Raw genomic sequence first — 13,605 nt, forward strand, 5'->3', positions numbered from 1 at the left:
TCAATTCCCCTTGCCGTCGACGTGGTCATTGCCGGTCAGGCCGCGGGCGGCCAGCAGCACCACCAGGAACAAGGCGGTCATGGCGAAGCTGATGACGATGGCGGTGAGCACCAGGGCCTGGGGAACCGGGTCGGTATAATTGGCGGGATCGGCATTGGCGCCCGACAGGACCGGCGCCGCATCCATGCGCAACCGCCCCATGGCCAGGATGAACAGGTTGACCGCATAGGACACCAGCGACAGGCCGATAATGACCTGGAAGGTGCGCGGGCGCAGCAGCAGATAGATGCCCGACGAGGTGAGCACGCCGATGGCGATGGCCAGGGTCAATTCCATTTGTCGGCGCCCTCCCGCACTTTGGGCTTGGACGAGCCGGCGGGTTTGGGCCGCCGTATGGATTGGTGGGCGAGGGCGATCAACATCAGCACCACCGCGCCGACCACCAGGGCGAATACGCCGAGATCGAAGAACAGGGCGGTGGCCATCGGCACCTTGCCGATCAGCGGGATATCCGCATAGGCGAAGGCCGAGGTGAGGAAGGGCGCGCCCAGCAGCATGGCGCCGACGCCGGTGAGCAGGGCCAGAAGCAGACCCCAGCCGATCCACAGCACCGGCAGGATGCGCAGCCGCTCTTCCACCCAGCGCGTACCGCCCGCCAGATATTGCAGGATGAAGGCCAGCGACATGATGATGCCGGCGATGAAGCCGCCGCCCGGCAGGTCGTGGCCGCGCAGGAACATATAGATGGCCACCATGATCACGACCGGGAACATCCAGTTGATGATGAGCGCGGGGATGCGCATGAAGTCGACGGCGACGTGCTGGCCATCGCCCTGCGCATATTCGTCCAGAACCCGTTGCTGCTCCGGCCGTTCGACACTGTCGGCGGCGGGCCGGAAGCGGCGGAGCAGGCCGAACACGGCGAGCGCCACGACCCCGAGCACGGTGATCTCGCCCATCGTGTCGAAACCGCGGAAATCCACCAGCATGACATTGACCACATTGGTGCCGCCGCCCTGGCTATAGGAATTGGCGAGGAAGAAGTCGGAAATGCCGTCCGGCGCCTCGCGGGTCATGATCGCATAGCTGGCGATGGCGGTTCCCAGGCCAATCAGCACGGCAAGGCCGGCATCGCGGTAGCGGCGGAACCTGACCGGCCAGCTGCGATCTTCGGCCACCGGCTGGCGCTTGGGCAGCCAGCGCAGGCCCAGCAGGATCAGCACCGTGGTGGCGATTTCCGCCAGCAATTGAGTCAGGGCCAGATCGGGGGCGGAGAACCAGGCGAAGGTGACGCAGGTGGCCAGGCCCGCCGCCCCCATCAGGATCAATGCAGCCAGCCGATGGAACTTGGCCTGGTGCGCCGCGGCGATGGCGCCGAAGCCACCCAGAAGCCAGACCAGGCCGAGGACGGAATCGAAATTGTCCGGCAACGGCAAATTGCCCAGGCGCGCCCAGCCGGCGCCGATCCCCGCCGCGAAGGCCAGGAGTACCACAGTAAAGATTTGCGGTTGCAGGCGCTGGGTTCCGAAAACCTCGATGACGCGGCGCGCCCAGCGGTTGGTGGCGGTCACCAGGATACGCTCGAAGATACGCTGGCCGCCCAGGTTGCGGGTCAGCGGCACACCGTCGATATTAATCAGGCGCCGGTAATAGGGCACGTAGATGATGGCGCCGCCCACCAGCGCGATGATGCTCATGACCAGCGGCAGGTTGAAGCCGTGCCAGACCGACAGGCTGTAATAGGGCGTGTCCACGCCCAGTACCGACTGCACTGCCGCCGCCAGATAGGGGGCGACGGTGATGCCGGGAATGATGCCCACCGCCAGGCAGACCAGAACCAGGAATTCGATGGGCCGCCGCATCAGCGCCGGCGGCTCATGCGGAATCTTTTCAAGCTCGGTCGGCTCGGGGCCGAAGAAAACGCCATGCACGAACTTGATCGAATAGGCAACGCTGAGCATGCCCGCCAGGGTCGCGATGATCGGCAGCGACAGGTTGACGAAGATGTTGGGATCGAATTCCGCGGTTTCGGTGAAGAACATTTCCTTGGACAGGAAGCCGTTCAGCAGCGGCACCCCGGCCATGGCGGCGCTGGCGATGATGGCCAGGGTCGCGGTGAACGGCATGTATTTGCGCAGATTGCTCAGCTTGCGCACGTCGCGCGTGCCGGCCTCGTGGTCGATGATGCCCACCGCCATGAACAACGACGCCTTGAACGTGGCGTGATTGGCGATGTGGAAAATGGCGGCGACGGCGGCCAGCGGCGTACCCATGCCCAGAAGCGTGGTGATGAGCCCGAGATGCGAAATGGTCGAATAGGCCAACAGGCCCTTGAGATCGCGCTGGAACAGGGCGGCATAGGCCCCGAAAAGCAGCGTGGCCAGCCCGGTATAGGTGACGATCCAGAACCAGAGCTGGCTGTCGGACATGACCGGCCAGAACCGCGCCAGCAGGAAGACGCCCGCCTTCACCATGGTGGCCGAATGCAGATAGGCCGAAACCGGCGTCGGCGCGGTCATGGCATTGGGCAGCCAGAACTGGAAGGGGAATTGCGCGCTCTTGGTGAAGGCCGCCAGCAGCAGCAGCAGCAATGTCACCGGATAGAGCGGGCTGTCCACCAGCACCCTGCCGGAAGCGAGCACCACGTCCAGCTCGTAGCTGCCCACGATATGGCCGACCAGCATCATGGCGACGAACAAAGCGAGGCCGCCCGTGCCGGTGATGATCAAGGCCATGCGCGCCCCGTCGCGCGCGTCGCTGCGGTGATACCAATAGCCGATGAGCAGGAAGGAAACGAGGCTGGTCATTTCCCAGAAAATGGCGAGCTGGATGATATTGCCTGAGATGACCAGTCCCAGCATGGAGCCCATAAAGGCCAGCAGCAGCGAATAGAAGCGGGCGATCGGGTCCTTGGGGGACATGTAATAGCGCGCATAAAGCACGATCAGAAAACCGATAACGGTGATCAGCACCGAGAACAGCCAGGCGAAGCCATCGAGCCGCAACACCAGATTGAGCCCGATCTGCGGAATCCATTCGAGCCTGGTGCTGACGACGCCGCCATTGCTGACCAGCGGAAACAGGCTGATGGACAATAGGCTGAGAACGCCGGACACGATGGCCGTTATCCACACCGCGCCTCTATTGCCCCGGCCGGGAAGCGCCAGGACCAGCGCGCAGGCCATGAACGGCAGCACGGCGAGAAGCGTCAGGGCAAGATCGGTTGACAAGTGGGGCAGGGGACCGGTCCTCGCGATAGAATCTCCAGTCAACGTATAGGGATAGTGATGCGGGATGAGAAGGTGGTTTCACATCTCTTTATCGCGAACGGCCGGTGCGGCGCGTCGCCGCGCTTTTTTTGGCGGCGGCGCCGCCCGCGACCGGCTCCATGAGCCGGCCCCATATCAAGACGGCTCGACCTTCTGCCCGGTCCGGTGTTATCCGGAAAGGGAATCCGGAGAGATGCCATGACCAATAGCGGTCGCCAATCCATCACCATTATCGGCGGCGGCGCCAGCGGCGTCTTGCTGGCCGCCCATCTGCTGCGCCATCCCGATCCGAACCTGCGCGTCACCCTGATCGAACGTCAGGGGCGCTTTGGCCAGGGCCTCGCCTATTCGGCCCGTCATCGCAATCACCGGGTCAATGTGCCGGCCCTGGGCATGAGCGCCTTTGCCGACGATCCCGAGCATTTCTGGCGCTGGTTGCAGCACAAGGAGCCGGGGCGCCATGCCTCGCCCTGGACCTTCGTGCCGCGCCGGCTCTATGGCGCCTATCTGGAGGATGTGCTGCGCGAGGCCGGCGAACGCCTGCCCGGCCGGCTGGTGGTGCTGTCCGAGGAAGTCGAAGCCCTGCACGAAACCCCCAAGGGCGTCGAAATCGCCTTGGGCAACGGCACCAGCCTCGCCAGCCGCTGGGCCATTCTCGCCGTGGGGCACGAAACGCAGCCCTTGCGCGGCAAGGGCATTGCCGTGCGCGCCGGTTCCGACAGCGATACGGCGCTCGACCCCGAAGCCCATGTGATGATTCTCGGCTCCGGCCTCAGCATGGTCGACGCTTGGGTGTCGCTCTCCGATGCCGGCCATGCCGGCCCGATCACGGTCGTGTCCCGCAATGGCCTGGTGCCGCGCGGCCACCGCGATGTCGCGCCGCTGGACATCGCCGCGGACGACGTGCCTTTCGGAGCCAGCCTCAACGATCTTACCGCCTGGTTCCGCGCCCTGGTGACGAAAACCGAAAGCCGGGGCGGAGATTGGCGCAGCGTCGTGGATGGTCTCCGCCCGTATAATCAACGCCTCTGGCAAAGCTGGCCGGTGCGTGAAAAACGCCAATTCCTGCGCCATGCCCGCCCCTGGTGGAATATCCACCGCCACCGCCTGCCGCCCGACCTGCATGCGGGCCTGGTGAAGGCGATAGAGGCGGGACAGGTCCAATTGGTCGCCGCCGAATTCGTCGATATCGAGCGCGCCGGCAAGGCCGTGCGCGCCATTATCCGGCCCCGTGGCACCAAGAGGCGCGAAATCGTCGAAGTGGCGCGGGTCTATGATTGCGGCGGCGTCACCGTGGACGTGCGCGCCAGCGCCAATCCGGTGATCCGCCAGCTGATCCAATCCGGCGCCGCCCGCCCCGACGCCATGCGTATCGGCCTCGACGTCGACGAAAACTGCGCCCTGATCGCCGCCGACGGCAGCGTTTCACCCCGCGTAAGGGTCGTCGGGCCGCTGACCCGCGGCCGCTATTTCGAGATCGAGGCCATCCCCGACATCCGCCTGCAATGCCGCGCCGTCGCGGACAATATCATGGCCGGGGAAGCGGCTAGCTGAACGCTGCCAGCGCGCTGCGGGAAGGTCAGGCCGTCCAGCCCCCGTCGATGATATGGACCTGTCCGGTCGTATAGGTCGCCCCGGCCAGATAGACGGCGAGATCGGCCACTTCCTCGGGCCGGGCGATGCGGCCGATGGGCTGGCGGGCGATGAAGGCCTTGCGGGCGCCCTCGAAATCGCCGGTCGCATGCCAGCGCTCATGCAGGCTCGGGCTCTCCACCGTGCCCGGGCAGATGGCGTTCACCCGGATATTGGCTGTGGTGTAATCGGCGGCGATGGATTTGGTCAGCCCCACGACCGCCGCCTTGGAAATCGTATAGGCGGCGCGATTGGGCACGCCTTTCACCGAGGAGGCGACCGTCGCCATATTGATGATGGCGCCATCGCGGCGCTCCAGCATTTGCGGCAAGACCGCCTTGATGGTGCGAATCTGCGCCCGGACATTGAGGTCGAGAGCAAAGTCGAGATCGGCCTCGCTCATCTCCAGCACCGTGCCGGAATGGACGACGCCGGCGCAATTGAACAGCACGTCGATCTGACCGATTTCGGCCACGGCCTGGTTGACCGCCGCCGCGGACAGCACGTCGAGCACCCGGGTCGAGACATTGTCCATGCCGTCCAGTTCGGCGAGCCTGTCCGCATTGATATCGGTGGCGACGACCCTGGCGCCGGCGCGGGCAAAGGCCTCCACCGAGGCGCGGCCAATACCCTGCGCGGCGGCGGTGATGAGAACGAGTTTTCCGGTGAGGTTGGCCATCTATGTCCCTTCCTTGAAGTGGGTTGACGCTGATATCTCATCGATATATGAAAAACAATTGTTATATATGAAAAACGTGCCGTCCGAGGATTGCGGCTCGTGGGAGAGATTCAATGAAATTCACTATCGCCGCATCTGCGGCAGCCCTGCTCGCTGCCAGCTTTGTCGTTCCGGCCCAGGCCCAGTCCGTGGTGCGCTTTGCCCATATGAATTCGCCGGAGCATTTCGTTCATCTGGCTGCCGTGGACATGGCCAAGGCGGTGGAAGAGCGCAGCAATGGCGAGCTGAAGATCGAGCTTTTCCCCAGCGGCCAATTGGGCGAAAACGGCGCGGTCGTCGAACAGACGTCCTTCGGCGCCGACCTGATGGGGCAGGTGGGTATCGGCATGCTGGCCGATTACGCACCGGACTATTCCATCGTGCTCTATCCGTTTCTCTATCCCGATTTCGAGGGTGCCAAGCGCCTTTTGGCCAGCGACCTGATCCAGGAGCTCGAGGCCAAGGTCGCCTAGAACAATATCAAGGTTCTCTGCTACGCTCATTTCGGCGTCCGCGACCTTTACACGCGCGACCGCGAAGTGCGCACGCCTGCCGATTCCGAAGGTTTGAGCATCCGGGTGCAGCCGGTGACCATCTATACCGAAATGGTGCGGCTGGTCTTCGGCGGCGCGGCAACGCCTATGCCCTGGCCCGACGTCTATAGCGCCCTGGCGCAGGGCGTTATCGATTCTGCCGAAGCCCCGCCCTCGGCGATGATCGACCAGAAGCATTATGAGAATGCCAAATACTTCATCCAGACCAACCACATGACCGACATCGTCCCGATCACGGTCAGCGAGTCCTGGTTCAACAATCTCAGCGAAGCCAACCAGGCTATTTTCCAGGAAGAAGCCGATATCGCCTGCGAGAGCATGTCGGCGGCGTCCATCGCCAGCTATGAAGAAGGCATCGAGACGCTCGCTGCCAATGGCATGACCATCATTTCCGACGTCGATCGCGCCGCCTTTGCCGAGCGCGCCGGCGGCATTGCCGCCGCCTTCCCGGAATGGAGCGAAGGTCTCTACGAACGCGCCAAGGCCATCGTGGACGGCCAGTAAGGCTTGATCGGCCCGGACATGTTGTCCGGGCCGTCGCATCTTTGAGGGAGGGGAGCTTGCAGGCATTCTCCAGAAAATTCGACGCCGCATTGGGCGGGCTGGACAGGGCACTGGTGGCGCTGACTGTGATCGCGCTCATCGTGCTGGTCGGCGTGGTCTTCGGCGCTGTGGTCATGCGCTATGTGTTCCATGCGCCGCTGATCTTTTCCTTCGACCTGTCGACCTTGCTCTTTGCCTGGGTGGTCTTTGTCGGGCTGGCCATCGCCGATCACGACGATGCGCATATGGGTCTCGATCTGGTGGTCAAGGTGGGCAATGACACCATCCGCCAGGCGCTGATCCTGGTGCGGCTGGTGCTGGTCCTGGCGCTCTCGGTCTATCTCGCCTGGATCGGCTGGCAGCTCTATCAGCGCACCGGGGCGCAAATCTCTTCGCTGCGCATCTCCGCGCGCTGGCTTTATCTTTCCATGCCGATCGGGTTCGGGCTGCTGGCCTTGTCCTATATCGGCCGTATCGTCCGGCTCGCCGCCGGTGGAGCGCGCTGATGCTCTGGATCATCCTGATTCTTTTCCTGCTTCTCCTGCCGCTGGGCGTTCCGGTCGGCCTCATCCTGCTGATGCTCTCGGTGGCCTATGTCATCATGGAGCCGGCGCTGATGGACGTGGTGCTGGCCCAGCGCATCGTTCAGGGCACCCAGAGCTTTCCGCTCCTGGCCGTGCCGCTGTTCATTCTGGTCGGCGAACTCATGAACATTTCCGGGATCAGCCGGCGGGTGATGGACTTCGCCGCCGTTTTGACGCGGCGCGTCTGGGGCGGGCTGGCGCAGACCAATGTGCTGCTGTCGACCCTGCTCGCCGGCATGTCCGGCTCGGCCAATGGCGATGCCGCCATGCAGGCGAAGATCATCGTGCCGGAAATGACCAAGCGCGGCTATCCGCTGCCCTATTCGACGGCACTGACTGCCGTGTCCTCGCTGATCGCCCCGATGATCCCGCCAGGCATCGGCCTGATCCTGTTCGGCTTCGTCACCAATACTTCCATCGGCCAGCTCTTCGCCGCCGCCATCGTGCCCGGCTTCCTGCTGGCGCTGATGATGCTGGTGCAGGCCAATATCACCACCCGCCTGAACAAATGGGACCCGCCGCGCGGCGCTCAGCCGGGCGATCCCTCGCTGGGCCGGGCCTTTCTGGGCGCGCTGCCGGCGATCATGCTGCCGATCTTGATCATTCTCGGGATCCGCGGCGGCGTATTCACGCCCGCCGAGGCGGCCGGGATTGCGGTGATCTATACGATCGTCTGCGTCATCGCCTATCGCGAGGCCAGTTGGGCCGAGATGTGGCGGGCTTTGCGCTCGACCGTATCCACCACCGCGGCCATCCTGCTCATCCTCGCCGCCTCCACCGCCTTTAGCTGGGTGCTGACCTTCGAGCAGGTGCCGCAGACCATTGCCGGCGGCTTGCTGTCCTTCACCGACAATCCGACCCTGATGCTGGCGCTGATCGCGCTGGTGATCCTGGTGGCCGGCGCCTTCATCGAAGGCACGGCGCTGATCTTGATCCTCGGCCCCATTTTCCTGCCGGTGACCAATGCGCTAGGCATAGATCCGGTGCATTATGGCGTGGTCTTCGTGCTGATGGCGCATCTGGGCGGCGTCACCCCGCCGGTGGGCACCATCATGTTCACCACCTGCACCATCACCAAGACGCCGCTGATCGATTTTACCAAGGCGGCTTTCCCCATGATCCTGACCTATCTCGCTTTCGCGCTGGTCTTGATCTTCGTGCCGGTGTTCAGCACTGGTCTGGCGCATCTCTAGGGGGAAAAGGGCATGAGCAAGGGTAAGAGCGACGGCGATCTGGGGAAGAGTTACGCCGCGCCGGCAGTGGACAAGGCGTTCGAGATCATCGATCTCGTCGCCGGCGAGATTGCCGGGCTGAGCGTCACCGAAATGGCGACGCGGCTGAACCGCTCGACCAGCCAGATCTATCGCATCGTCGTGTCGCTGCATCGGCTCGGCCTGCTGCGCCGCGACGAGCAGACCGACCGCTACGCCCTGACGCTGAAGCTGTTCGAGCTGGGCACCCGCTATCCGCCCCTGCAGAAGCTGATCTATCACGCCACGCCGATCCTGGAGCAATTGAGCCAGGATACCGATCAATCCTGCCATCTGGCGACGGTCGCTGGCAATTCGCTGGTGATCCTGGCCCAGGCCGACAGTCCGATGCCGATGCATTATACCGTCAAGCTCGGCTCCCGCTTTCCCGCCATGGAAACCAGCTCCGGCGTGGTCATCGCCGCCTTTTCGGCGCCCAACCGGCAGAACCTGCTGCTGGCCGAATTCTCGGCCGAAGAACAGGCGCAGTTCCGAGCCCGTTTCACGGCGATCCATGCCGAGGGCCATGAACGGCGGGGCAGCGACGTGACGGCTGGCGTCATCAACCTGTCCAAGCCGGTTTTCGACGCCGGCGGCCAGCCGCTTGCCGCCATTACCGTGCCCTTCCTGCCGCAGCGCCGCATGCGCATGGAGGCGGAGGCGGTGCTGGAAAAGGTGGTGGCGGCGGCCGAGGACCTCACCGTGATCATGCAGAACGCCTGAGCGGCTGCATCCCTATCGCTGAATGGAGACTGACTTGACGACGCTCAAAGGCATGACCTGGCGCCATCCCCGCGGTTTCGACCCCATGGTCGCCACGTCCCGTATCTGGCAGGAACAGACCGGGGTGACTATCCAATGGGAGCAGCGCAGCCTGCAGGATTTCGAGAGCTATCCGGTCAAGGAATTGGCGCAGAAATTCGATCTCATCGTCATCGATCATCCCCATGTCGGACAGATCACCAGTGAGAATTGCCTCGTGCCCCTCGACCGGCCCGAACGCGCCGCGGCTTTGGCCGCAATGGCGAAAGGATCGATCGGCAATTCCTTTCCCAGCTATCAATGGCAGGGCCGGCAATGGGGCCTTCCGATCGACGCGGCGACTCAGGTGCAGGCGTTCCGCGCCGATGCCCTGGAACAGGGCGTCACCCGCTGGTCCGACCTGCTGGACCTGGCGCGCGACGGGCTGGTGCTGCTGCCCATGCGCTCGCCCCATTCGCTGATGTGCTTCTATACCCTGGCGGCCAATCTGGGCACGCCCTGCGCTTCCGAGCATGGCCCGCAACTGATCGACATCGAGGCCGGTGCCACGGCTTTGGCGGCCCTGGCGGAGCTCATGGCTCATGTCAGGCCGGAAGCCTGGGAGATGGACCCGATCGCCGCCTTCGAAGCGCTGGCCTCGGGCGAGAACCGGGAAGTGGTGATTCCGTTCGCCTATGGCTATGTCAGCTATGCCACCGACAAGTTCCGCCCGCATCGGCTCGCCTTCTGCGATATTCCGGTCATCGGCTCCAATGGGCCCAGCGGTTCGGCCCTGGGCGGCACCGGCATTGCCGTCTCCGCCTATTCGGCGCACCCAGATGCGGCGCTCGACTATGCCTTCTGGGTCGCCGGTCCCGAGACCCAGCGCAGCCTCTATGCCCATTCGGGCGGCCAGGCCGGCATCGATGCCGCCTGGGTGGACGACGAGATCAACCGCCTGGCGCACGGCTTCTACCGCGATACCAGGGCCACCCTGGAAGCGTCCTGGACGCGCCCGCGTTACGACGGCTATATGCCGTTCCAGAAGCAGGGCTCGGAAATCATCCGCGAAGGCCTGACCGGCGGGCTGAGCCACCGCGCCGCTATCGAAAAACTGAATAGCGCCTTCGCCGCCAGCGCCGCGTGAACTGCCGCCGCCTAATCCGGCCCGGCCAATAGGAGCGCCGCCAGACCTTAGCGGTTTGGCGGCGCTTTTGTATCTAGAGGCCGATCTGGTCGAGCTTCATGGCATTGATAGAGCAGGACGCATAGTTGCTGAACACATATTCGACCATGACCGTGGTGTTGTTTCGCCCGATCCGCAGCGCCGCAGCCATTACCGGCGGCGTGGTGTTACCGAAGACGGTCTCCCGCTCGCTGATCTTGGTGCCTTCGCCATAGACTGCTTGAAGCGCCGTATGGAGAATGCTGCGCAACTGCTCAGCCCTTTCGGGTGTTTCGCCGGGCGTTGCGCCCATGACCTGACATAGGCCGTCTTGGGGCGTGACAATGGCCGAGTAATTCTCAAGGCGTGGGTTGGGCGTGGGCGGCACCACAACATAGCGATAATTCGCCTTGCCGGGCACTTGCTGGACGGCTTCCAGCTCTTCCAGTGACGTTCCCATGGTGAAGCCGAACGCCTGTGCGGATGCTGGATTCGGCAATAACAGCGCCACAAAAAGCAACGCAGTCCGCACAATCATTGTCTCACCCCCAAGCAGGACGACAGAAGGGTAGGGTGGGCGACGGATTTCTACAACCGGAAATGCTACCGAAAGGTGCTAACGAAACCTGCTAATGCGGATCATTAAGTCATTGGTTATATTAAGAAAAAATTGGCTAGGGAACCTGGGCACTCCCAATGTCGAGGGTAGTATAGTCCCTTCAATGACTTAGCAAGATCGTCGTCCAAAAAAGTGGGCCAAAGTGGGCCACTATTTTGGGTCGCTTTTGCTGTCATGCCAGTCTGCTATCTTTGAGCAGAACAAGCCGAGCATGTAGCCTTGGATGATCGGCTCTTCTCCGCCGTCCGGGATGAACTGATAGAAGTCATCAAGGTCATTTTCGTCGGTGCGCCGCGTTCCAATGACCTCACCGTCTCTGGTGATGACATCCCCGGATGGATGCTCGCCATTCCGTTGTAATGTAATTCTATAGTTTGGCATTCGCTTATCATTCCCTGACGTGGATGGGCGCTATGGTGTTGAGCAGGAAGGCACGTTGAACGCCGGGCTGAGGTAGTAGAAGCGGTGACTTACAGTTGATCTTGGTATGCTATACGTAGTTCCGGAATAATGGGGGACAAGATGAAGCATACTGGTCTGGCGGTAGCCGAGGCGCGTTGGTGGACTAGCGGAAACGACTCGGTAAGGCCGCTTTTTGAGACTCTAGCGGGCGTTCTGCGCGTCGATGAAGGGAAAGGCGGCGAGCGTTCCGTGACCAAACTTCGCGCTCGCCATCTCGAAGCGTCAAACCTTGGAAGGAAATGACATGACGCAGTTTACCAACGTTGATGGCAACGACAAGCCTATTACACCCTCAGCGGTGATGACCATGACCCGCCGCCACTTTAACGGTTACCTCTACAAGCTCTACGAATGTCAAAAGCGGTGTGAGCAATGATGCGGATGCCGACATGCTCATTACAAACGCCTCTCACGTTGAGGTGCTGATGTCACCGGAAGGCCCTTTGATCGCTGTTCATCATGGCGACACCGCTGACTTGGTCACCGTGTTCCGTGCGGCCATCGATCCGGCTGATATTGGCTTGAAGGCTTCATAATGGCACTCGACAACCGCATTTTGAAAATGGTTGCGGAAACCAAGGGCGCAAATAACTCGCCTGCCACGCCGGGCGCGCTGGCATCCGTGGTGAATGATCTGGCTGACCTGGGCTTAGCGAAGGCCGCCAAGAGCGACCTTCGGCGCATTGTCGTCCGAGCGATCAACCGCGAACGCGAGGCAGAATTTTACCGGGAAGCCCGTGGCGCAATGGAAGAGCTTGATCGGCTCCCATAGTCCCGGCACGACCTAATACCAGCGCCGTCAGACCTTAGTGGTGTGGCGGCGCTTTTGATAGCTGTCACAAACAGTGAAAATATAAAAAGAATCGCGCTATAATTTCGCAATGTGGGAAGTTGTCGCAAAAATTCTAACTGTATCAGGTCTCCTGATAGACTTTGTTGCCGTAATAATAGGCGGTAAAGCTTGGATTTATAGGGCCGCAATGGGCGTTCGGGCGGCATTCGCTTGGAATGGGCGTAATTTAGCCAATCAACAAAAACGGAAGTTGAAGAAGCTGGGCGACCTACAAGATGCAATGAGAGAGAAGCCCACATTTTTCAGAATGTATCGAATACAGTCTCATTTGAGTGGGATGCGGTTGCTAGCATGGCAAGTTGATACGCAGAATGCGAAGCACCGGGCGCAGTGGGGACTAACTGCTAGGCCACTTGTCAACTATCATGGACTGCTAGACATACCACAACTGGAAATCAATACGGCAGAAATGGATGCAGCTCTTCAAGAGAGGGCTGCGACCGGCGTGCCCCGCGACTTCTCTGGATTAGCCTTTAAGCTATTCTGTTTGGGTTTTATATTCACCCTAACAGGCGCGCTAATGTGAACCAGTCATTGATGAAGTTATAGCCTCTATGGTGGCGCGCCTTTTAAGGGTAACTCAGCGCCTCAATCAGCTCCACACGCTTTTGCACCGTGCCCTGTGGCATCTGCCCATACCGGGCGGTCATGCTGAACTTGCTATGCCCCATCGGGAAGCCAAGTTCCTCATCCATGAAGCCAGCGGCGCGCATGGCGTCTGAGAAGCCATGCCGGAAGCTGTAGAGCGTCAAGCCGCGCCCTTCCTTCAAGCCCAGCTTTATCAGATAGGTGCCGAACTTCTTCTCGAACTTGTTGGCGATATGGCCGCGCGCATTGCGTTCGGCTTCCGGGAACACCCGGCGCTCTCCGGCCTCACGCTGGCGCTCCACATGCTCAATGAAGCCCATTTCGATCAGCTTGGAATGCACAGGCACGACCCGGAATGATCCCTTGGTCTTGAGGCTCTTTTCTTCTTCGTCGTCATTTCTCCTTCCCCCAGAATTATAGCGGACCACCAAACGCGATGCAGATTTCGCCGGTAGGTGGGCCACCAAAGTGGGCCAGTGTGACGCTTTGAAACCCCAGCGAAACCGGGATTTATTGCAAAATCAATAACTTACGGGAGGATTGGCTGGGGAACCTGGATTCGAACCAAGATCGACGGAGTCAGAGTCCGCTGTTCTACCATTGAACTATTCCCCAGCAGGAGCCTGC

At 61.8% G+C, this 13,605-nt stretch carries 15 protein-coding genes, 1 tRNA gene and 1 pseudogene; 10 read left to right on the top strand and 7 right to left on the bottom strand.

Annotated elements, in window-relative coordinates:
• Both O9Z70_RS04345 and O9Z70_RS04350 read right to left on the bottom strand, forming a co-directional pair.
• On the bottom strand, positions 1-336 hold the full coding sequence (locus O9Z70_RS04345; protein ID WP_286021274.1) for a Na+/H+ antiporter subunit C: 336 nt from the start codon (positions 334-336) through the stop codon (positions 1-3).
• Positions 327-3,185 carry a monovalent cation/H+ antiporter subunit A gene (locus tag O9Z70_RS04350; protein WP_502870181.1) on the bottom strand — a complete coding sequence of 953 codons (2,859 nt, stop codon included), beginning with the start codon at positions 3,183-3,185 and terminating at the stop codon, positions 327-329. Before O9Z70_RS04350 ends, O9Z70_RS04345 begins: the two co-directional genes overlap by 10 nt.
• A 282-nt stretch (positions 3,186-3,467) precedes the next feature.
• On the opposite strand from O9Z70_RS04350, the gene O9Z70_RS04355 reads away from it, so the two are divergent.
• Positions 3,468-4,823 carry an FAD/NAD(P)-binding protein gene (locus O9Z70_RS04355; RefSeq protein WP_286021276.1) on the top strand — a complete coding sequence of 452 codons (1,356 nt, stop codon included), beginning with the start codon at positions 3,468-3,470 and terminating at the stop codon, positions 4,821-4,823.
• A gap of 25 nt (positions 4,824-4,848) precedes the next feature.
• Here the strand turns inward: O9Z70_RS04355 and O9Z70_RS04360 are convergent, their stop codons facing one another.
• Positions 4,849-5,580 carry an SDR family oxidoreductase gene (locus O9Z70_RS04360; protein ID WP_286021277.1) on the bottom strand — a complete coding sequence of 244 codons (732 nt, stop codon included), beginning with the start codon at positions 5,578-5,580 and terminating at the stop codon, positions 4,849-4,851.
• A gap of 248 nt (positions 5,581-5,828) precedes the next feature.
• On the opposite strand from O9Z70_RS04360, the pseudogene O9Z70_RS04365 reads away from it, so the two are divergent.
• The 5 genes and pseudogenes from O9Z70_RS04365 to O9Z70_RS04385 all read left to right on the top strand — a co-directional run bounded on the left by O9Z70_RS04365 (position 5,829) and on the right by O9Z70_RS04385 (position 10,438).
• Positions 5,829-6,677, top strand: a pseudogene (locus O9Z70_RS04365) (TRAP transporter substrate-binding protein).
• A 56-nt stretch (positions 6,678-6,733) separates the two neighbouring features.
• Entirely contained in the window at positions 6,734-7,222 is a 489-nt protein-coding gene (locus O9Z70_RS04370; RefSeq protein ID WP_286021278.1) for a TRAP transporter small permease, read from the top strand.
• Positions 7,222-8,493 (top strand): TRAP transporter large permease, encoded by a 1,272-nt coding sequence (locus tag O9Z70_RS04375; protein ID WP_286021279.1) that lies wholly within the window; start codon positions 7,222-7,224, stop codon positions 8,491-8,493. The genes O9Z70_RS04370 and O9Z70_RS04375 overlap by 1 nt, the downstream gene beginning before the upstream one ends.
• Positions 8,494-8,505: 12 nt before the next feature.
• Complete coding sequence (locus O9Z70_RS04380) at positions 8,506-9,273, top strand: IclR family transcriptional regulator (RefSeq protein ID WP_286021280.1); 768 nt, start codon at positions 8,506-8,508, stop codon at positions 9,271-9,273.
• 52 nt (positions 9,274-9,325) lie between these two features.
• Positions 9,326-10,438, top strand: a complete 1,113-nt coding sequence (locus O9Z70_RS04385; protein ID WP_502870182.1) for an extracellular solute-binding protein — start codon at positions 9,326-9,328, stop codon at positions 10,436-10,438.
• A 73-nt stretch (positions 10,439-10,511) separates the two neighbouring features.
• Here O9Z70_RS04385 and O9Z70_RS04390 read toward each other — a convergent pair whose 3' ends face one another.
• Together O9Z70_RS04390 and O9Z70_RS04395 are read right to left on the bottom strand one after the other, a co-directional pair.
• Positions 10,512-10,994 (bottom strand): hypothetical protein, encoded by a 483-nt coding sequence (locus tag O9Z70_RS04390; RefSeq protein ID WP_286021282.1) that lies wholly within the window; start codon positions 10,992-10,994, stop codon positions 10,512-10,514.
• Between the two features lie 231 nt (positions 10,995-11,225).
• Positions 11,226-11,456: a hypothetical protein gene (locus tag O9Z70_RS04395; RefSeq protein ID WP_286021283.1), complete on the bottom strand. Its 231-nt coding sequence runs from the start codon at positions 11,454-11,456 to the stop codon at positions 11,226-11,228.
• Positions 11,457-11,781: 325 nt separating this feature from the next.
• Here O9Z70_RS04395 and O9Z70_RS04400 point away from each other — a divergent pair, with 325 nt between their 5' ends.
• The 4 genes from O9Z70_RS04400 (at position 11,782) to O9Z70_RS04415 (ending at position 12,916) form a co-directional block, all read left to right on the top strand.
• On the top strand, positions 11,782-11,913 hold the full coding sequence (locus O9Z70_RS04400) for a hypothetical protein (RefSeq protein ID WP_286021284.1): 132 nt from the start codon (positions 11,782-11,784) through the stop codon (positions 11,911-11,913).
• Positions 11,914-11,926: 13 nt separating this feature from the next.
• On the top strand, positions 11,927-12,073 hold the full coding sequence (locus O9Z70_RS04405; protein WP_286021285.1) for a hypothetical protein: 147 nt from the start codon (positions 11,927-11,929) through the stop codon (positions 12,071-12,073).
• Positions 12,073-12,309: a hypothetical protein gene (locus tag O9Z70_RS04410; RefSeq protein WP_286021286.1), complete on the top strand. Its 237-nt coding sequence runs from the start codon at positions 12,073-12,075 to the stop codon at positions 12,307-12,309. The genes O9Z70_RS04405 and O9Z70_RS04410 overlap by 1 nt, the downstream gene beginning before the upstream one ends.
• 109 nt (positions 12,310-12,418) lie before the next feature.
• The gene (locus O9Z70_RS04415; protein ID WP_286021287.1) at positions 12,419-12,916 is read left to right on the top strand and encodes a hypothetical protein; all 498 of its coding nucleotides are present in this window, start codon (positions 12,419-12,421) and stop codon (positions 12,914-12,916) included.
• Positions 12,917-12,959: 43 nt separating this feature from the next.
• Here O9Z70_RS04415 and O9Z70_RS04420 read toward each other — a convergent pair whose 3' ends face one another.
• Positions 12,960-13,406 (bottom strand): site-specific integrase, encoded by a 447-nt coding sequence (locus O9Z70_RS04420; RefSeq protein ID WP_286021288.1) that lies wholly within the window; start codon positions 13,404-13,406, stop codon positions 12,960-12,962.
• Between the two features lie 113 nt (positions 13,407-13,519).
• Positions 13,520-13,593: transfer RNA gene (locus tag O9Z70_RS04425), tRNA-Gln, on the bottom strand.
• Between the last annotated feature and the right edge of the window lie 12 nt (positions 13,594-13,605).

The organism is Devosia sp. YIM 151766, from assembly GCF_030285925.1.
In the GTDB taxonomy this organism is placed as follows: domain Bacteria; phylum Pseudomonadota; class Alphaproteobacteria; order Rhizobiales; family Devosiaceae; genus Devosia.